Origin of the sequence: Pedobacter sp. ok626, assembly GCF_900100435.1 — a bacterium.
GTDB lineage: Bacteria > Bacteroidota > Bacteroidia > Sphingobacteriales > Sphingobacteriaceae > Pedobacter.
This window is the reverse complement of the sequence record NZ_FNEX01000015.1, coordinates 39,824-59,530: the sequence shown is the minus strand read 5'-3', so window position 1 is coordinate 59,530 and position 19,707 is coordinate 39,824. Positions and strand designations below refer to the sequence as shown.

The following is a 19,707-nucleotide window of genomic DNA, read 5'->3' as shown; positions in this document are numbered from 1 at the left end:
TACAATTTATTCAAATATACGCTGAGATCAAAATTTGTTCCGATATATTATTTCCGATTTAAAGTATTTTTCATCATCTTAGAAGATAAAAAAATAGATTATGAAGAAAATAATTGTTTTAGCAATGGTTGCCGGGATGTTTGCAGCCTCAACGGTTTTTGCACAGCAAGATAAAAGTAAAAGACCTAGTCCACCTGCAGTGGTAAAAGAAACACTGAATTCGGGAGCTACAGTTACTATAGATTACAGTCAGCCATCTGTAAAAGGTAGGACAATAGGCAAAGAAATTGCACCATTTGGTAAAGTATGGCGCACCGGAGCTAACGAGCCAACCACATTTGAAGTAAGTAAAGCCGTGAAGGTTGATGGAAAAGCATTAGCAGCTGGTAAATATGGTATGTATTCTATTCCAGGAGAAAAGGAATGGGTAATTATTTTCGGTAAAAAATCAGATGTATCTGCTGATAAGCATGTTGAAGCCGATGATGCTTTACGTATAAAGGTTAAGCCAGCTAAAGCAGCAGCATTTACGGAGAAAATGACTTTTACAGTTGATAAAGGGGGGAAAGTAGCCTTAATCTGGGGTGATATTTTGGTTCCTTTTATGGTAAAGTAATTTGATGTGGATTTTAAGTAAATGAATCCATATATTTGCGCTCCTGTCTCCGTAGTTCAATGGATAGAATTTTGGTTTCCGGTACCAACGATATGAGTTCGAATCTCGTCGGGGACACCTCACCGGAGTGAAAATCTGATAAAGATTTTGCTCCGGTTTTTTTATGCCTTAAATTTCTGTTAATGTGGTAGATAAGCTGGGCAGCCTCATTGATTTCAGGGGTTCGATGTTTCTCGCCATCAAAAACCCATTTTTCTGGATAAATCGAACTCACGATAGCCCTTTTTATATCAGAATCCGCTGTTGCATAGAATTCAGGAAGGTTTTTAAGGTTATCCACTGCTAAGACAGCTAAACCTTCTATATCAAGATCGTTATCAACCTGCTGAGTTAACTCTCTTAGTTCTGCTTCACATCTTGCAATGGTATTTTCGCACTCTTTTCTGATTCGCTGATATTCATCACCAGAGATCGATTTATTTATCAACAGCTCTAATGCCCTTGCTTTCCGGTTATTTTGCTCGGCAATCTGATCAGTTTTTTGATTTTGGTCCGCTAAGGATCTTCCACCGTTTTCTATGTAGGAATCGCAAATTATGGCCCTGAATAGTTCGGCCATACCTGGTTTTGGAACAAATTGATTTAGATTACGTTCAAAAAGAGTATTCACCATTTCTGCCTGAAACCTTATTCCGCAACTGGATTTACAATGGTAATATGGATAGTAAACCCTTTGTTTCCCCCTGGAGGCACTTCCAGTCATAATGTGACCGCACTTTGGACAGATCAGAAATCCCCGTAATGCCAATGAACGCGGTGATACTGCTTTGGTTCCTTTCTTTTCAAACTGTCGCTTTCTTAGTTCCAGTATTTCCTGCACCTTATAAAAGAGAACTTCGGAAATTAAGGGGGCATGTTGCCCGTCCGCGAGGTAGGCCTCTTCATCTTTAAATGCTGGAATTGGAACTTTACCGATGTATACTGGATGAGTAATAAGGTTCCAGAAATTGGGACGGCTGCATTTTAATCCTCTTTCACGGGCCTTCATCCATACATGCTCTGTGGCCAGAAAACCTTCTGCGATCTGTTCAAATGCCCATCTCATATGACCAGCCTGAGGTTCATCAACAGCGATAAACTTTCTGCCGTTTTCAGCGGTTTTGTTTTTATAGCCCACGGGTGCCAGTGCCATCCAGCGGCCTTCTTTCCTGGCTCTGCGCATCCCGTACGTTACGTTTAACGCTCTTCTGTCATTCTCTACTTCCGGCATGGATAGATATACAGCTAGAATGGTTTTACTTTCTGGTATCGTCAGGTCTAATGGCTGTTCTATAGCAATAGGCTCAATCTGGAAGTCCAGAGTAAGCGTACGAATCATTTGATAAGCATCAGCTGTATTCCGACTAAACCTGTCCCATTTGGTAAACATGATGTAATCAAAGTCACTCCCTTTTGATTTTCTCATTTCAGCCAGTAATTTCGTCCATTCAGGACGGTTGAAGGTCTTGGCGGAATAATCTTCAAAAATGATTTTGCTGACATCGATGTCATTTTTCGCACAATGAATCTGTAAGCGCTCGGCCTGATCCCTTTGGGAAAAGCCTTTGTCTGCTTGTTCATCAGTACTCACCCTGATGTATAAACATGCTTTTTTCATTTAATTTCTCCTTTAATTTTAAGTTTTTAATTCGTTTTACCTGAACAGGTTACGAGGTGTCTTTTTCTCTGGCGTTTTCTTGTTAAAATCCGCATTGATGACCTGTGCAGCAGATAATTTAGCGAATTTGTAAAGGAAGTCCAAAATAAGTTTTGCACGTTCGGGACTGACTTCTGTACCGTGTTTATCCAATAATCTTGCGGCATTTATTGGCGTTATGGTTCGCTTGCCGGTTGGAATGAAATTTTTCATAAACCCGAAATTCCGAACATCGAAAATTAAAACTACTCTAGTAGGGATAAATAAATATTTCCCGAACTTTTCTGAAAAACCGTTTATCTCTACTAGTGATAAACAGATTTTTGGTTAAATCACGTTGTAATTGATAATGAGAAATAGTAACCACCAAGTAGGTACTATTCAAAAGTGATCACTTACATGTAAGTGACCACTTTTTGAGTAACCCTAATTCTAATTAATATTCATTTAATTAGGTTGGCCAGCCTGATCATCAGCCTGAGCTGCTAATTGGATAACATAGCCGACCAAAGACGATTCAATTAAAGAAAGCGCATAGTCACGGTCAATTGGCAACCTATCAGGCCTTAATAATTGTTCGTCTATATAGCGTTCGGCATTCCACAATGACCGCGTCAATTCTGGGTTGTCCGGTTCGATACGCTCAAAGATGCGTTCAAAGGAATGATTTGCCGCTTTGATAAATTCCTCACGATCTTCCTTAGTTAGAGAGAGTGATGAAATTTTTGCGGAAGGTACGCTTGGTACAGGCTCATCTTTTTCCCATTCAATTTCAGTGTCTTCGTCTTTAGACAGTCGATAATCATCGTAATAAATGTCTTGTTCTCCCTCTAGAAAAACTTCTGTAAAGATTTGCAATTTAAATTCATCATCGAGCTTTACTTTATTTTCGGTTTCAATTCGCGAGACGTATTCGTCCCAATCCCGCACTTCAACCTTATCCATATTGGTATTCAATAGAATTGATAACTCGATTTTGGCTGGCGATGCTTTTAATAAGTCTGTCCATTTATTCAGTCCGCATAATTTTGCAATCACGTGATGGGCATTCCCTAACTTGAATTTTTCTTCGTTAATGTTGAAGTCATTTAGGAGCAAGTCGATCTTGAAAAATTTTGGATCATACTCGTACACGTTACGCCGCAGTTTGGGATCGAATGAAGAGGTTTGGGTTTTGAAATCTTTGTGAAGATTTTTTGCTTGGAGTTTTAAATACTCAATAGGTGTCATATACATTCCTGTTTAGACCTACTTAATTATCCTATGTATTTGCGTCCGTAATCTTGTTTGGATAATAAGCAGGCAGGTTTGCATTATTAAACAATTAATTGGCTGAATATTTCTTAGCACAGACGGGCTAGCTTGCCACAAGCATACACAATTATAGAAATAAAAATTCTAAATTTCAAATGCCTAAATAACTATATCAGCGATATAATTATTTATCTCTACTAGTGACAAACTCATTTTCTCCCTTTCCACCTTTGGCTATTAAATCACATAGCCATGAACAAGACCATAAAATTAAAAGAGGAACTGGAGGAAAGTAAAAAGGTACTAAGGAAATCCAAAGACCCAAACCTAAAGGGTAGAAAATATAAAGGCAGTCCTTATCTGAAGCTTAAAAAAGTCAAGACCGATCCCCGCATCAAGATCCGTCAATTGTTACGGGGGGGTGTTCCGTTAGATGAACTGCGCCAATCCACAAAACCGGAACAGTCCATCCAATAAATTCACAAACATTCATTTATCAGGAACGGGGGTTTTAAAGCAGCTCATGGGAGTGCTTCGTTGTAGTCCGCGTGGACTAAGCAAAGATGTATTTCCGTCTACGGAAACGCTTTACAGCGTTTGGAAAGGGGCTGCGGAACTTGCCCCTTTTGGTTCTTTAACCATGTAACATGCCAAGAAGAAAGTCAGCTAAACCGGAAGAAGTATTAAGTCATGTGATCAGAGCCAGGGTTACGGAGACGGTTTATAAGCGTTTGGAACAGATCAGTAAAAACAGCGATTGCTATTCTGTTGGAAGGTTAGCCAGAAAAATCCTCAGCAGGGAAAAGATCAGCTTGTTTCATAAAGACAAGACTATGGATGCCACGATGGAAGAGCTGGCCTTGATCCGGAAGGAGTTAAGGGCAATCGGGGTCAACATCAACCAGATCACCCGGAGTTTCAATCAGGATAAGGCTGAAACACATCGGGCATTTTATGTGCTGAAAGTCGCAGACCAGTATAAAAAAGTGGATGAGAGGGTAGAACAGCTATTAACAATCATTTCCAGACTCGCAGAAAGATGGTTGCAAAAATAAGTACAGGCAAAAGCATCAGGGGAATGCTGCACTATAATGAAAATAAGATTACTGAAGGAGAGGCTGCGCTGATTATGGCAAGTGGTTTTGCAGGAGAAATTGACCAAATGAATTTCAACCAGAAGCTTAACCGATTTGCGCATTTGCAGGAATTAAAGCCGGACGTAAAAACTAATGCAGTACACATTTCTTTGAATTTTCATTCCAGTGAACAGCTTAAAGACGAACTGTTGCAGGAGATTGCAGCTCAGTACATGGAAAGGATCGGTTTTGCTGACCAGCCATTTTTAGTCTACCGTCACGATGATGCCGCACATTTGCACCTTCATATTGTTACGACCAATATTACCGCCCAGGGAGAGCGGATTGATCTACACGATATCGGTAAGAAATTATCTGAACCAGCCAGGAAAGCGATTGAAAATGAATTCAAGCTGGTCAAGGCAGAATCCAGGCTTTTTAAAGCGCAGTCAGGAATCAAGCCGGCTCACCTGGAGCAAGCGAAATACGGAAGATTGCCTACTAAAAGGGCGATCAGTAATGTCATTACTGCAGTAGCCAGGGATTATAAGTTTACTTCCCTTGCAGAATACAACGCAGTTTTAAAGGGCTTTAATGTAATTGCCTTAAGAGGAAAGGAGCATACAGCGATGTTTGAAAAGAAGGGGCTGATGTATGCTTTACTGGATGAAAAGGGTGTTCCGATAGGTGTACCGATCAAGGCGAGTTCATTTTATGCTAAGCCAACTCTTCGGAACCTGGAAAAGAAATTTGAGCAGAATGCACTGAAACGTAAACCTTTTAAGGAAGATTTAAGAAAAAGAATAGATAAAGTCCTTTCAGCCTATAGCAGTGTCACCAGGTCAAGGTTTGAGCAGGAGTTGAAAAGCCAGGGGATAGATGTGCTTTTCCGGGAGAATGAATCGGGGCAGGTTTACGGGATCACTTTTGTGGATCACCATAGTAAAACGATCTTCAACGGCAGTGATTTGGGTAAAGCTTACAGCGCCAAAGCGATTATCGAACAATTTGGACAGTTGAATAGAGTTATCCAAAAAGAAAAAAATCAAACAGAAAAATTGGTGAACGCAGGTGCATCGCAACAAAAGAAAGGGGAAGTGACACAGGATGCAAATGTTCAGGGATCATCCACAGCTAATCTATTAGAGATCTTATTGGAGAAATCGCAGCCTGAATACTTCTCGGGTATAACGCGCAAAAAGAAGAAACGTAAAAAGCGGGGACAAAAGTCCAGTCAGGAACTAACCATTTAAATATTTACTATGAATACTGGAGAAGATGCGCAGGGCTTGCGCAAGATTATAGATTTTACAAGGCTGATCAGTATTGCAATTTTGTGCATGCATTTTTACATCTGCTGTTATGCGGCATTTGCAGCCTGGGGCTGGACAGCGGAAATTGTTGATAAAATCATTGGGAATATCGCAAAGACTGGACTGTTTACAGGCCTGATTAAGGCTAAGCTGGCGGCCTTATTGTTCCTGGGGATAATGGTACTGGCGGCAAAAGGTAAAAAGGACGAGAAGATCCAAAAAAACAGCATAGCTGCATACCTGCTATGTGGGTTATTGGTTTATTTCCTTAGTCCACTAGTGTTTTACCTGTCCTGGAGCATACCCCTCAGGGCTGGCTTGTATATGCTTTTATCGAGCATAGGGTACCTGTTGATTTTAACCGGTGGCACTTGGTTAAGCCGGTTGATTAAAAGTAGTCTGGTTACTGATGTTTTCAATTCAGACAATGAAACTTTTCCGCAGGAAGAGCGCTTACTGGAAAATGACTATTCTTTTAATCTGCCCACAAAGTATAATCTGAAGGGAAAGATCAGAAATGGCTGGATCAATTGTGTGAATCCTTTCAGGTCGGTTCTGGTAGCGGGCTCTGGTGGGGCTGGTAAAACGTATTTTGTGATCCGGCATATCCTGGATCAGCAACTAAAAAAGGGGTTCTGCTTATTTTTATATGATTTCAAGTTCGACGATTTAACAAAAATGGCTTATAACAAACTGCTGAAATACCAGGGGAATTATAAGATCAAGCCGGCTTTTTACATCATTAATTTTGAAGATTTAAACCGGACGCATCGATGTAACCCGCTTGATCCTTCTGGTATGGAAGATATTACCGATGCGATAGAGGCCAGTCGGACAATCATGATGGGACTGAACCGGGATTGGCTGAAAAAGCAAGGGGATTTTTTTGTGGAATCACCCATTAACTTTCTGACGGCGGTGATCTGGTATTTGCGGAAATATCAGGATGGTAAGTACTGCACCTTGCCGCATGTGATCGAGCTGATGCAAAACGAATATGAAAAATTGTTTAAAATACTTTGGGAGGAGGATGAAGTACGCGTGCTGATCGATCCTTTTATTTCAGCCTTGCGGAACAATGCACAGGCGCAACTGGAGGGGCAGATCGCTTCGGCTAAGATTGGGCTTGCGAGACTGGCATCCCCACAATTGTACTATGTGCTTTCAGGTAATGATTTTACGCTGGATATCAATAATCCAGATGAACCAAAGATTGTATGTATGGGAAACAATCCGCAGAAGATCGATACCTATGGTGCGGTACTTTCATTGTACGTAAACCGGATGCTAAAGCTGATCAATAAGAAGGGAAAGCAGAAATGTAGTCTAATTTTTGATGAGTACCCTACACTTGTGGCAAATTTAATTACCACGATCTCTACTGGCAGAAGTAATTTGATCAGTTGTACGATTGGCATCCAGAGTATCGAGCAGGTGAAGAAGGAATATGGAGCTGAACAAGCGGAAATCATTGCAGGGATTTGTGCCAATGTGATCAGTGGTCAGGTTTCGGGAGATAGTTCTAGAAAGCTTTCAGATACTTTTGGAAAGATCATGCAGGACAGGCAGAGCATGAGTATCAACAGTAATGACACTTCCATTTCTAAATCCACGCAGATGGAATCTGCGATTCCTGCTTCTAAGATTGCTACGCTTTCCTCAGGTGAGTTTGTGGGGATTGTGGCGGATAGTCCTGATGTGAAGATCAAACAGAAGATGTTTCATGCGGAAATTCAGAATGATCATCAGGCGATTAAAAAGGAAGATGAGGGATACAGGCGGCTTCCGGTGGTGCAGCAGGTTACTGCGGAAGATGTGCGGGAGAATTATTTGAAGATTAAAAGAGAGGTGGAGACTTTGCTGAAAGCGGAGTTGCAGAAAATTAAGGATAGGGATGTTGGAAATAAGGGGGCTAAAAAGAAGAAGAAAAATAAAATGCGCAGTTCATTGCCACCAGAAAAGGCGATCAGACAACAAGATGCAAAGGTATTTTCAAGGTAATGTTATGATGATAGGATAAATTTTTTAAAATGATTTGGTGGTTTGTCGCGGATTTTCATACCTTAGATCTTGAGAGCGTTAATTTAAAACCGGGGCTTGTCGCTAGGCAAGTTCCGGTTTATTTTGTAAATTTAATGCACTGACCGTGAGCTTTCCAACGATCTTCAGGCTCAGGTAAATGATGAAAGGCTTATGGTAGATAATAAAAAGAGGGTTGTGAAAACAGTTCGATATAAGACTGCAATCGCTGATAAAAAATCGGAGAAGTTCTATACGGTTACTGTTCAGTTTTTATCTAGATAGAATACATAAATTCATTTTATGTGTAACCCTCCTTGACACCGAACCAGTTCATACACTAGTTCAAATTTAAGTTTTGTCCGTTTGCTTAAGTTCCAAAAATCTATCCTTAAAATCGCTACCCCAGATCTCCATTGCTCTTGTTATCGGTAATAAAGATTTTCCTAAATCAGTTAGCTCATATTCCACTTTTGGAGGCATAACTGGATAAATAATCTTCTTTATAACACCATGTTGTTCCAATTCACTTAATTGATTTTCTAGGGAACGCCTTGATGCAACTGGCACGAAGCGCTTAATTTCGCTTGGCCGCCTTTTACCTTCACTCAAATGATTGATAATACAGGCTTTCCATTTACCACCCATGACTTCAACAGTAACCTCCATACCACAACCATATTCCTTTTCTATTTTTTTCTGATACATTGATTGATTTGATATATGGCAAAATTTTGCGGTATCCGCATCTTTATGCCGTTATTGACCCTAATTAAAAACTATATTAACTTTGTATGGATAAAAATTTCCAAAAAAAAGCCATGAAATTTAAAATAAAAGTAAGTATTTTTTTAATATTAACAATCCTGATTTCCAGGATCGACCATGCACTGGCGCAGCAGCAAAAAGCTAATGGCGTAGCATATGAAATTGTTGCAAAGTCTGCAAAAGCGTTAGGAGGAGTGGAAAGAATTGCAAACCTACACTCACTAACATTACAGGGTTATGCACAGTACGCATATATGTGGGGAGGTGGAAATATTTCAAGTGCTATTAATGCTCCGGAAAAACTCATTGCCGCAAATGAACTAATCAGGACATGGAATTTTGATGAAGACGCATTTCAGCTGAAAGAGCGCCGTAATATGTTGTTTCCTTTTGCAGGGGCATTTGGCCACTTATTTTTGCCTGTTAATCAAGTATTGCAAAAAACTACTGCTTTCGATCTGATGCCAAATGGAAAATCTGTTCTCGTCCCAATATTCACCGAAAATCCGTTGTATATCGATGGTAGCAGGGTTCGAAAATTATGGTCGCTCACCAATCCAGTTGCGATGCTAAATGCATTGCTTACAAATAAAGTAAAAGTCACTAATGTAGTTAATTATAAAAAAGAAACAATTTTATCGGTTAGCGCCGGTGAGAATATTGAGTTAAAATTCACTATTGATAACCAAACAAATATACCACTATCTGTATCATGGAAGGCTCCACATAGCGTACTCGCAGAAGTATCACTAACAACAAGTTTCTCAGGCTATATGCCGTATGAAGGAATAATGCTCCCAATGGGATACACCACAAAAATTGATTTCAGAGACGTGGTTTATTTAAGAATGTTTGTAGATGGATACCGGGTAAATACCTCAACAGGGAATCTTAAAATTCCCGATAGCTTACTAGGAAAAACAGTTCTGGCTGACTCTGCTCCAAAAATAGAAGTTGAAACTCTTGGAAAAGGCATTTGGAAACTTACTGGTGGTACAACTATAATTGAATTTAAGGATCACCTAGTGGCTTTTGAACTTTACGGTAATCAACTCATGGGTAAAGCGATTTTGGAAAAGGCCAATACACTAGTTTCAGGAAAAAAAGTGACCTCGCTCATCGTATCACATCACCATTTCGATCATACAGGTGGTTTCAGGGCAGGCGTAGCTGCTGGATTAAAGGTATATAGTCACAGAAATAATGAAGGTATATTAAGAGAAATCGCAAATAGGAAGGCTCCTGATTTTAATGATGTCTTGAAAAGTTCTGGCAATTTCGATTTTGTACCAATTGATGAAGAACTAACGCTTAAGGATGAGATGGCCACATTGAAAATTTACCACGTGATCTCAAATAACCACATGGCAGATGCAGTGTTTGGATACTTGCCGGAACAAAAAATATTCATAGATGCAGATATTGCAACAGCAGCAGCAGACTGGCAATTATGGCCTGACAGCTACCAGAATAACCTGGATTATTACCAGTTGAAAGTTGATAAGGTGTCATCTGTTCATGAGAGGACCATGACCCACCAAGAGATACTGAAATTTATTGAAGAAGGTAAACAACGGGCTATAAAACGTGACTCTACTTACCGGGAGAGAGGTGAATACCTTCCGGGCTATCCCGTATTCTACAACAAAAAGAATAATTAAATAACATCTCCTTATGAAACTTTTTGAAACATATGATTTAAACGGACTTCCCTTAAAAAACAGGATCGTGATGGCGCCAATGACCAGAAGCCGCGCAGATAATGCCGAACATGTAGCCACACCATTAATAGCTGAATATTATAGTCAACGTGCTTCTGCAGGCTTGATCATTAGCGAAGGGACCCATATTAGTCCGATGGGTATTGGCTCTATCAATATACCTGATATATATTCAAAAGAACAGATTGAGGGATGGAAAATTGTAACTGATGCTGTACATCAAAAAGGTGGAAAAATATTTGCTCAACTGTGGCACGTTGGACGCATATCTCATCCGGATTTGTTAAATGGGCTGCTGCCGTTAGCACCATCTGCTATTAATCCCAATTTTAAAGCTTTCTTAAAAAAAGGTTTTGTTGATACTGTTACACCTAAAGCAATGAGTTCAGCTGAAATAAAATCTACTATTAAGGACTTTGTAAAAGCAGCACAAAATGCTTTTGAGGCAAATTTTGATGGCGTAGAATTACACGCTGCCAATGGCTACCTTTTTCACCAGTTTTTTGCTAAATGTGCAAATGACAGAACCGACGAGTATGGTGGATCTATTGAAAACCGGGCTCGGTTACTATTCGATGTACTTGATGAGCTGAAAAAAGTAGTAGATTTAAAAAAGGTGGGTGTCCGTCTATCACCATCTATGGATCATACTTTTGGTATCAATGTAGATGAGGAAACTATTCCAACATTTGAGTATATTGTAAAGAACTTAAACGATTATAATCTCGCCTATCTTCATTTATCTGGTTTCACACTTGCTGAAGAAACTAACCCAATGAATAGGGTTATAGAAACGGCGAAACACTTTAGGAAATTGTATGAGGGAACGCTTATGATCAATAAAGGATTTGACAAAGAAACGGCTGAAAAAGCCATAGAGGACAATGTGGCTGATTTGATCTCTTTTGGGGAGTTATTTATTGCAAATCCTGATCTTGTAGAGCGTTTTATTGGAACACTACCAATGAATAAAGCAGATCGCAACACTTATTATGGTATCGGCCCTATTGGGTATACTGATTACCCTTTATATCAGATGAAAGTATAATTAACAATGGATATTTTTAATCCAGAATGGCTATTACATTTTTAAAATTACAAATGCATGTCGGCGTTAAATTTATTAAATAACGGTGGAATAATGATAGTGACTACAATATAGTATCTAACTTCTGCCTGGTCAGATCAAATGTACTCACTTGTATTTCGTCCTGGTTAGTAAGCTCAGGACACAGTTTTGACAGCGTATTTAAATATTTGTCATCGTAATGCTGATCGATTTTGTTGTTTATTTCAAACAAATCCGATAAGTTAATGATATGTTTTATGATGTTTTCAACGCTGATCATGACCTTACTGGGGAGGATCTGATTGAAGAATTCTGCCGGTTGCAACAGGGGCTGAGTGGCATCAACCTTCGCCTGCATTTCTGTAGCTTTTTGAAACAGCGGTGGAATTTTAGGTCTTTCAGCCATATTTTCGGTTTGGTTCTATAAATCTAAGCATAAACGAGGATTTATATTTATTTCATCATACTCGAAACATTTGATGAAAAAAGCTACCCAAAACGTTAATACTAGCACTCCAATGCAAGATTATTTAAATGCTCAAATACCGGTAAAACCTTTAAATTGTTGATTAGATGGTCAACTTTTAAAAAACTACTGACGCTGTGCTTGACTTATATTATACGCTATAAACCGTCAATTGGACATTTTTTTAACATAAATTTTGACTAAAAAATAAATAATTTTTAAATTGGGATGTAAAATGAACCGATTTGTTAACCTATAGCCACTAACGCTCAGTCTCCTAGCTGCATTAAAACCGCACACAGAATACTGTCAGAAAAATAAATAGGCGTTGTTTTCCACGGGAAAATTTTAAAATCTGCATGCTAGTTTAGGGAACTTAATTCCCTGAAGAGCTAAATTGTTTTAAAAATATCATGCGGAAATCAGCCGCAGCGTCAATTGCAGTGGGGTGTACATTAAATCTTCAATTAATTCCCCTGTTGGGGTATTAAGGTTTCCTAATTTGGATAGCAATTTAAAAAGCGAAATTTATGCAAATCGATTTTGAAAAAGCTAGTTTTAAAGATTTTGAAAACATACCAGGCCTGGACCCCTACAAATGGGCATCCCTATGGACAGCTTATGTAAATGATAGAACTAGCCTGGGACAGTTCAATTACCGTCAAGAGAATTTGTCGGGTTGCGGTCCTGAAATGCAATTGGATATCAAGGATAATCCGATTAGAAATTTTGTGAGTCTGGTCTCCAATGATTACCTGGGGTTTACGCAGCATCCAAAAGTAAAAGCAGCGGCGATTGAAGGAATTGAGCAGTTTGGGACAGGCGCTGGTGCTTCTCCTGCGATCGGTGGCCATTATTCTTATCATCAACAATTAGAGGATAAAATAGCCCGGTTTTTTAAGCGGGATAGCGCTATCGTGTTCACTACTGGTTATAATGCGAATAGTTCATCATTACAGGCCCTGTTAAAGAAAGAAGACCTCGCGATATTGGATATGGCTGTGCATGCAAGCGTATATGAGGGCTGCCAGCTGACTAATGTAAAGACCTTCCCGCATAATAATGTGGATGCCTTAGAAAATGTATTGAAAAATACTGATGGAAAATACAGAACCAGAATGGTGGTTATTGACGGCGTCTATTCGCAGGATGGTGATCTGGCTCCGCTGAATGATATTATCAAATTGACGAAATACTATGGGGCTTATCTGCTGGTCGATGATGCCCACGGCACCGGAGTGATCGGAGAAACAGGAAGAGGTGTCATAGAGCTTTATGACTTATATAAAGAGGTGGATATCATAACCGGAACTTTCAGTAAGACCTTCGCGCATGTGGGTGGGTACCTTGTGGCGAGTCCTGAATTGGTGAGTTTTCTGAAGTTCCAGTCCAGGCAACATGTCTTTTCCGCAACGCTTTCTCCTGCTGCGGCCTGTATATCGAAAGCAATAGATTTGGTGGATGAAGAGCCGATCTGGAAAGAACTGCTTTGGAAAAATATTACCTACTTTAAAAACGGACTTTTATCGTTAGGATTAGATGTGGGAGCAACGGAATCTGCGATTTTGCCTGTTAAAATCGGTGACATCAATTTGAACGCAAAGATCTGCAATATGTTGCTCCAGGCAGGTATTTATACCAACCAGATCAACTATCCTGCGGTATCGAGAAAAGATGCCAGGATCAGGATGAGCCTAATGGCTACCCATACCCAGCAGCAATTGGATAAGGTTTTGAATGCCTGGGATTGGGTCATTAAAAAAGAGGGTTTAACTATTAACAACTGATTTGGTAAGGAAACGTAAAATTCGGCAACGGGATACTGAGGCGACCAAAAAAAAACTGTTGGACGCTGTAGGAGCTATTATGCGTGAGCAGGGTTTTACAGGTCTGAAAACAAATGCGATTGCCAAGTGGGTTGGCAAGGATAAAAAATTGATCCGCTATCATTTTCAGGGGCTGGCAAACCTGCAGAAGGCCTATATTAAAGAGAAAGATTACTGGCCTCCTTTTTTTAAGAAATTCGCCTTATCTGCTGATGCTGATGCACTGGAAATGGAAACATTATTCGTTGAGCTGATGAAAGAAAATCTTCGTTTTTTTTACGGAGATGAAGAAATGCAGAAAATTATTCTGTGGCAGATTTCTGAAGCAAATCCTGTATTAAAAAGTATTTCGCAGGCAAGGGAAGCGGATGGTGCGAAACTTCTGGACAGGACCGATCCGTTTTTCCGGAATACGAATGTAAATTTCCGGGCGGTAATTGCCTTGATGTTGGGAGGGGTGTATTATATTGTTTTGCATTCCAAAACCAACAACAGTGTGGTATGTGGGATGAACCTGAACGATGTCAAGGATCGGGATGGGGTGTTAAAGACGATTGAACAGTTGATCTCCTGGTCCTGGAAGCAGGTTGTGAGCCCTGGATCAGCAGCGTCAAAGTCGTTAAAAAGTCATTATGAATTTCAATTGCTGGAAAGCCTCGCTTCCAGGTTTCAAAAGAATTTTATAGAAGAAAAAGCAGACCCCTCGCTAGCAGATGAACTCCGCGCGGAGCTGTTAAGAGTGGAAGAGGTTTTACTGGAACAGTTATTGGATTTAACAACTGAGACGCAGATCAAAACCTTTTTAAAGATCAATCTTTTTCGGTTGGTTCAGATTGCAGATAGTTTTTATCTGGAAAAAGACCATGACAATCAGGAATCAAAATTGATCGGAGAAATGATTTTAAATATTATTTCTCCTGTAATAGATATGGTCTGGGGCGGATTGCAATTGCCTATGGTCTTATGGGAAAACAATTGCATCCTCTTTAAAAAAGAGGTTCAATTCCTGGAAGATCGGTGTAAGAATTTACAAATTGAGCATGAACTGGCTAGCTTGGCCTTGACGCCCTTTTACCGATTTTTAAAAGGAATCGTTAGGATGAAATGGCAGGACCTTTTATACCTAAACGCGTACAAAAATCACTTGAACGAGTTGCTTTTAAATGAAGGTATTACTCATGATGAGGTGTTAAATGCCATGATTTCACTTAATTTAAATGATGGAGGAGTAATCACTTATTTTAAAACGAAAATCAAGGGAAAGATCCTTGGTCAGAGCGATCAGCAATTAAAAGAGATCCTATTAGATGCCAAAAAAATCATCAGTCAATTGGCATTTTTTCCGGAACTCAGCTTTAATTCTGAAAAGCAGCATGCGGTCGGGGAATTGCTGAAATGGCTGAATTCGGAACTGGATTACTTAAAAGATGAGCCCCTGGATTTATTTGTGAATCCATTAAAAATCAAGACAAAGTTCACTGCTCCGCAGCTGGCTGTCTGGCAAAAATTAAAATATGACAATGGATTGTATGATGAGCTGAATCTGGAGGTATTATCTGAAAAAATAGCGGGTAATTTTTCTACCCGGGGCCAGGACAAACTTTCGCCCTTTAGTATCAAGTCTAAGTTCTATGGTAAGGATTCCACAGTGACTGGTCCGATTGAGAAAATGTTGCTAAAAATGTTAACCGATTTGCGCGCCGCGAGGAAAGGTATATAAATATTGCTGCATTAATTCCCCACATGCACTGAAAATTGGTTTTATCTTTCTTGCTTAAACCCTGCTTATCGTATTCTTTGCGTCAGATGTAATTTATTTTTGCTGTTTCCGGATCCCAAAAGCTTGCATGGAGTATTTTAAGCGAATGTTGTTTTTATACTAGCTAGCTTTTTTATGTTTCATTTTGGACAGATGCATGGACTTACGGCGGTATTTATCATTCTGGAGCTGATGATGCTTAGCGTCCAGTTGTATTTTTATTTGGTATGGCCTTACGAAAAGCGCAGGTTTGCTTATTTGTTGCTGCTTGTGCTGGTGATTCTATATAATCTATGTGGCAGTCTGTTCCCTGATCCAGGGATTACTTGGTTAGCCCTGCCTTTTCAGAATATCATTGCTTATGGTTTTAGATTTTTGATAGCGGTGTATTTTCCTTATTATTTTTACAAGTCTTTTGATTTGTCAGATTTGAGGTTTCATGCCTTGTATGGTAATTTTTTATTTCTGTTGTTGCCTTATCTGATATTTTTTGGTGTTGTTTATCCCCTTACAGATAATCTTGATTTGTCAATATCTTATGGAATGATTATCCCCGCTAGCTATGGATTGGTATTACTTTGGTCGGTGTTTATGGCTATCAACCGTTATTTCCGGTCGCATAAAAAGGAGCAGGATTTAGCAATCCGTGTTGAAATGCTTGCGGTCTATTTTGCGGTATCGCCCTGTGTAGGTATTGCCTTGTTTACCCATGCTGGTGTAGAACAATGGACTAGGGCTTTGTTTGCCAATACTGGTTTTGCGGTAATTGCCATCTTATTTCTGTACCAATCTTGCAGGTTCGAACGAATGGAAAGAAAGAGGTTATTGGAAAAAGATGCGATGGATGAAATTCAAAGGGCTGATTTTAACCAGACCTGTCATGATTTGGGTTTAAGCAGCAGAGAAACCGAAGTTGCACTGATGCTTTGTCAGGGGATGACTTATAAGGCGATTGCTGGGGAATTGTACATTTCCGCACGTACGGTTGATACCCATGCGCACAGGATCTTTTTTAAACTGGAGGTTAAAAATAAAATTGAATTACAGCAGAAACTAGGGTTCCTGAATTAATACTTACAAAAAGATTATACTTATGCAACGTATCTCGAATGAATCTTTTAATGAATTGATGCATGTACTGGAAAGTTTCATGGTATTGAGTTTCCGGGTTAAAATGGCCATGAAAGAAGTTCTTTATGAAACTACTTATGAAAAAGATGCCAGAATCTTAAATTTTGGCGATACCCAGCAGGTGGTCTGGTTTTTAATGGAGGGATTGCTTCGGGAGATCAGGATGAATCAAAAGACCTTAAAGGAAAAGACCAGCTGGTTCTGGCCATCGAAAAATTTCTGTTATACTGATCCTGGCTTTTTCAGTCAGCAGCCTTCTGAAAGGGCAATTGAGGCGAGCCAGCTATGTAAAGTTATTTTTATCAGCTATCTGGACTGGTTTGCTTTAAAATCAAAATTTGAGGAGGTTGAGGTGTTAACTGAAATGATCAGGGCCATGTGTAACAAGATCAAAATGGAGCACATGGAGGATATGAAATTGTTGAGTATTGAAGAGCGTTACCTGGACAAGGAAGAAATACTAGATTATCTATTTCCAAGGACACAGTTGAATTACATTGCGGATTACATGGGTATGGCTCCGGATACATTGGGACGTTTGAGGAGTAAATATTATGGGCGTAAAAAGTAATTCTGGTGCTGAGCTGATCCGATCTGGATCGTGTTTTTTTCCGATCTAAATCGGATCTTCCTGGTTTTTCATTTCAGAATTTAGGGGTAATCAAATTACAGTGATGAAAAAGGAAGCCATACTAAAATTACTAAGTGGAATAATTGCTTTGTTGTTCTTTTATGCTGCGGTATCAAAATTGGTTGATTTTGAGAAAAGTAAGCATGAAATGCTGAACCAGGTATTTTCACAGGATATCGCTTTGCTGCTGGTGTGGTTGGTGCCGGTGATAGAATTGGGGATTGTTGGTTTATTGCTTGTCAATGCTGCCCGTTTGAAAGGGTTTTATGCTGCTTTAATTCTGCTTTGCGTTTTTAGTATTTATATCGCTGTTACCATGACTGGAGCGTTTGGTCGTATTCCCTGTAGCTGTGGCGGAATTCTTAACCATATGGGATATTGGACGCACCTGATCTTTAATCTTCTTTTCATTGGCTTTGCAATGCTTGGTATTGCTCTGCAAAGCGGGTGGATAACTAATCGGGTTGTTAACTTTTTTAAGCGAAAGGAGGTTTTCCACACTTGACTAACTCAATAGTAAAGCTAAGAGCTTGCTTTACGCAGAGAACATAAATCTAAAATCACTTGATGGTAAAGCTCCGGAACCAACAAAGGAAACTAAAATCAGTTGTGCAATCTAAATCAATTTGCATAGCTATAATATTAAAATCATGAAAAATCTATTAAAAAAAATCAATGTGTTTGCATTGGCATTAATCTTAATTGGAGGGGTAACTATTGCCTCTCAAAGTGCATTCTCTGAATCATCCAATGTGCGATTTAGTGGATATGGACTATATACAGGCCCGACAATTCCTGGAACAGGCGTGATTAATAATACCTGGTATGATTTTAACGCTCCTCCGGCTGGGTACCAAAGTGTTTGTAACACTAGTCTGGATGCTTGTACAAGGACTGCTCCAAATCCAAGCAGCCCTAAAGTTGATGATGGACAGTTTGATCTTGAAGAATTGTAAGTCCAGTTTTTATAGGAGTAAAATTTCTGTTAGGCCAGGCTCTTGATTTTGGAGCCTGGCTTTTCTATTTGACCGTAGGGTTAGTTTCAGATCCTGGTACTGGAAATACATAACCTGCTCCATTGGGTTCCAGCAGGTAAGTTTTTTGTCCCAGTTGTCGGCTGATGACTTTTGCAAACTGAGGCTCTTTGTTCAATCGTCTAAGATCAACCCATCGTGTTCCCCTTGCTATCAATTCTCTTTTGCGCTCCTTTAATACCATTAACAGCAGATCTTCCCCCGCCACAGGGTTAATTGGTACAAAGGTATTTTTATTGATCCTGTTTTTTCGGAGTAAGTTTAGGTCTGCAAGGCCCTCCTGGATTTGATTATTGCGAATCCGGCATTCTGCCCTGGTCAGCAATATTTCATCGGTAGCAATTCCTGCAAAAAAACTTGTTGTTCCCGTATAGCTTCCTTTATAGGTTATGATTCCATTTCCCCGGTCGCGAAAAAAACAGGTTTTTCTAAGGTCATCACTCTCGTACAATTGGTAAAGTTCAGGGTCAATTTTGAGCAATGGGGAGCTCAAAAAAGAATAGCTGAGTAATTGGCTGTAAAACAATCCTTCAGGATTTTTATTCTCCAGAACCGGCGGAAGTGGTCTTGCAGCAGATGGCGTTAAGGTATTAAAATCGATTAATTCATTGTTTAAAGTAAGGTAAGCGGAGCAACTCGCTGCAGCGCCATAATAATCCCCCATGAGTAACCTGACTCTTGAACGCAGACCATAGGCGGACTGCCTGGATGGACGATTTTTATATGTGGTGGTTGTACTTAGCAGTACTTCTGCCTGATCCAGATCAGTATTAATTAGTTTGTACAAGCTACCTATGGTAGCCACGGGCGGTTGTTGGTCGATTTCAGGGCTGGTCCTTAGGGGTAGAGAGGTCTGTTGATCAAGTGCATTCTGATCAAATGCTTTGGCATAGAGTTGTCCAAGGTGGTAATATGCCCATGCTCTATAGAAATAGGCACTCCCTTTTATTCGATCGAGTTCCGGGCTGGGTTGTAAATTCTTGCTTTGCCAAAGTACTAAATTAGCATAAAAGACCTGTTTATACAGCCCGTTCCACTCTCCGGAAAAACCGCCTTCATATAAATCTTTTTGCCAGGTATAAGCACCTTTTTCGGTTTTAGTGAAAAATTGTAAATCACTGGCGTCCATATAAAATTCATCAGAAGCAATCTGGCTGATTGCTGGTGCGGTATTGTTTACATCTAGGTTATCCAGTAGGGACTGAAGATCGGTGGCTGTAGTAGGTACAACAAGCGATTGGTCAGGTTTTTTATCTAAAAAACTTTTAGCACATCCGGCAGTTAAGCCAATGATGACTATCAAAATTAAGAGATTATTTTTCATATGC

Annotated in this window: 19 protein-coding genes, 1 tRNA gene and 1 pseudogene; 15 read left to right on the top strand and 6 right to left on the bottom strand. The window is 39.7% G+C overall.

The features are described from left to right. The first annotated feature begins 100 nt into the window (after positions 1-100). Positions 101-616: a DUF2911 domain-containing protein gene (locus BLS35_RS19585; protein WP_090784477.1), complete on the top strand. Its 516-nt coding sequence runs from the start codon at positions 101-103 to the stop codon at positions 614-616. Positions 617-661: 45 nt separating this feature from the next. Next, positions 662-733 (top strand) — tRNA-Arg (locus tag BLS35_RS19580). 595 nt (positions 734-1,328) lie between these two features. Here BLS35_RS19580 and BLS35_RS28205 read toward each other — a convergent pair. From BLS35_RS28205 to BLS35_RS19565, 3 genes and pseudogenes are all read right to left on the bottom strand, one after another. Further along, positions 1,329-2,273 (bottom strand): annotated as a pseudogene (locus BLS35_RS28205) (recombinase family protein); the annotation flags it as partial. 36 nt (positions 2,274-2,309) lie between these two features. Beyond that, a complete protein-coding gene (locus BLS35_RS19570; RefSeq protein ID WP_090784475.1) occupies positions 2,310-2,525 on the bottom strand; it encodes a hypothetical protein in 216 nt (71 codons plus the stop codon). 234 nt (positions 2,526-2,759) lie between these two features. After that, positions 2,760-3,542, bottom strand: a complete 783-nt coding sequence (locus tag BLS35_RS19565) for a hypothetical protein (protein ID WP_090784473.1) — start codon at positions 3,540-3,542, stop codon at positions 2,760-2,762. Between the two features lie 276 nt (positions 3,543-3,818). Here BLS35_RS19565 and BLS35_RS19560 point away from each other — a divergent pair, with 276 nt between their 5' ends. Genes BLS35_RS19560 through mobC (BLS35_RS19545) form a run of 5 tightly spaced genes read left to right on the top strand, consistent with a single transcriptional unit; the run spans position 3,819 to position 7,956 of the window. Beyond that, a complete protein-coding gene (locus tag BLS35_RS19560; RefSeq protein WP_090784470.1) occupies positions 3,819-4,043 on the top strand; it encodes a hypothetical protein in 225 nt (74 codons plus the stop codon). 46 nt (positions 4,044-4,089) lie between these two features. After that, positions 4,090-4,212, top strand: coding sequence for a hypothetical protein (locus BLS35_RS28305; protein WP_256375309.1), 123 nt, complete (start codon positions 4,090-4,092; stop codon positions 4,210-4,212). 1 nt (position 4,213) lies between these two features. Continuing rightward, positions 4,214-4,621, top strand: a complete 408-nt coding sequence (gene mobC, locus BLS35_RS19555) for a plasmid mobilization relaxosome protein MobC (protein WP_090784467.1) — start codon at positions 4,214-4,216, stop codon at positions 4,619-4,621. Next, positions 4,606-5,895 carry a relaxase/mobilization nuclease domain-containing protein gene (locus tag BLS35_RS19550; protein ID WP_090784463.1) on the top strand — a complete coding sequence of 430 codons (1,290 nt, stop codon included), beginning with the start codon at positions 4,606-4,608 and terminating at the stop codon, positions 5,893-5,895. Before mobC (BLS35_RS19555) ends, BLS35_RS19550 begins: the two co-directional genes overlap by 16 nt. 9 nt (positions 5,896-5,904) lie before the next feature. Further along, positions 5,905-7,956: a conjugal transfer protein MobC gene (mobC, locus tag BLS35_RS19545; RefSeq protein ID WP_090784459.1), complete on the top strand. Its 2,052-nt coding sequence runs from the start codon at positions 5,905-5,907 to the stop codon at positions 7,954-7,956. A 369-nt stretch (positions 7,957-8,325) separates the two neighbouring features. Here mobC (BLS35_RS19545) and BLS35_RS19540 read toward each other — a convergent pair whose 3' ends face one another. Further along, entirely contained in the window at positions 8,326-8,682 is a 357-nt protein-coding gene (locus BLS35_RS19540; RefSeq protein WP_090784456.1) for a winged helix-turn-helix transcriptional regulator, read from the bottom strand. A gap of 113 nt (positions 8,683-8,795) precedes the next feature. Here BLS35_RS19540 and BLS35_RS19535 point away from each other — a divergent pair, with 113 nt between their 5' ends. After that, on the top strand, positions 8,796-10,403 hold the full coding sequence (locus tag BLS35_RS19535; RefSeq protein WP_132226029.1) for an MBL fold metallo-hydrolase: 1,608 nt from the start codon (positions 8,796-8,798) through the stop codon (positions 10,401-10,403). Between the two features lie 13 nt (positions 10,404-10,416). Then, entirely contained in the window at positions 10,417-11,511 is a 1,095-nt protein-coding gene (locus BLS35_RS19530) for an alkene reductase (protein ID WP_090784450.1), read from the top strand. Between the two features lie 103 nt (positions 11,512-11,614). Here BLS35_RS19530 and BLS35_RS19525 read toward each other — a convergent pair whose 3' ends face one another. After that, positions 11,615-11,938, bottom strand: coding sequence for a hypothetical protein (locus tag BLS35_RS19525; RefSeq protein ID WP_090784447.1), 324 nt, complete (start codon positions 11,936-11,938; stop codon positions 11,615-11,617). A gap of 590 nt (positions 11,939-12,528) precedes the next feature. Between BLS35_RS19525 and BLS35_RS19520 the strand changes: the two genes are divergently transcribed. From BLS35_RS19520 to BLS35_RS19495, 6 genes are all read left to right on the top strand, one after another. After that, positions 12,529-13,785 (top strand): aminotransferase class I/II-fold pyridoxal phosphate-dependent enzyme, encoded by a 1,257-nt coding sequence (locus BLS35_RS19520; protein ID WP_090784443.1) that lies wholly within the window; start codon positions 12,529-12,531, stop codon positions 13,783-13,785. Positions 13,786-13,843: 58 nt separating this feature from the next. After that, positions 13,844-15,544 (top strand): TetR/AcrR family transcriptional regulator, encoded by a 1,701-nt coding sequence (locus BLS35_RS19515; RefSeq protein WP_132226028.1) that lies wholly within the window; start codon positions 13,844-13,846, stop codon positions 15,542-15,544. Between the two features lie 174 nt (positions 15,545-15,718). Beyond that, a complete protein-coding gene (locus BLS35_RS19510; protein WP_090784436.1) occupies positions 15,719-16,654 on the top strand; it encodes a helix-turn-helix domain-containing protein in 936 nt (311 codons plus the stop codon). Positions 16,655-16,676: 22 nt separating this feature from the next. Then, positions 16,677-17,285, top strand: coding sequence for a Crp/Fnr family transcriptional regulator (locus tag BLS35_RS19505; RefSeq protein WP_090784434.1), 609 nt, complete (start codon positions 16,677-16,679; stop codon positions 17,283-17,285). A gap of 103 nt (positions 17,286-17,388) precedes the next feature. After that, a complete protein-coding gene (locus tag BLS35_RS19500; protein WP_090784432.1) occupies positions 17,389-17,850 on the top strand; it encodes a MauE/DoxX family redox-associated membrane protein in 462 nt (153 codons plus the stop codon). A 145-nt stretch (positions 17,851-17,995) separates the two neighbouring features. Next, on the top strand, positions 17,996-18,301 hold the full coding sequence (locus BLS35_RS19495; RefSeq protein WP_090784430.1) for a hypothetical protein: 306 nt from the start codon (positions 17,996-17,998) through the stop codon (positions 18,299-18,301). Positions 18,302-18,365: 64 nt separating this feature from the next. Here BLS35_RS19495 and BLS35_RS19490 read toward each other — a convergent pair whose 3' ends face one another. Continuing rightward, positions 18,366-19,703 (bottom strand): RagB/SusD family nutrient uptake outer membrane protein, encoded by a 1,338-nt coding sequence (locus BLS35_RS19490; protein WP_090784428.1) that lies wholly within the window; start codon positions 19,701-19,703, stop codon positions 18,366-18,368. Positions 19,704-19,707 lie beyond the last annotated feature (4 nt).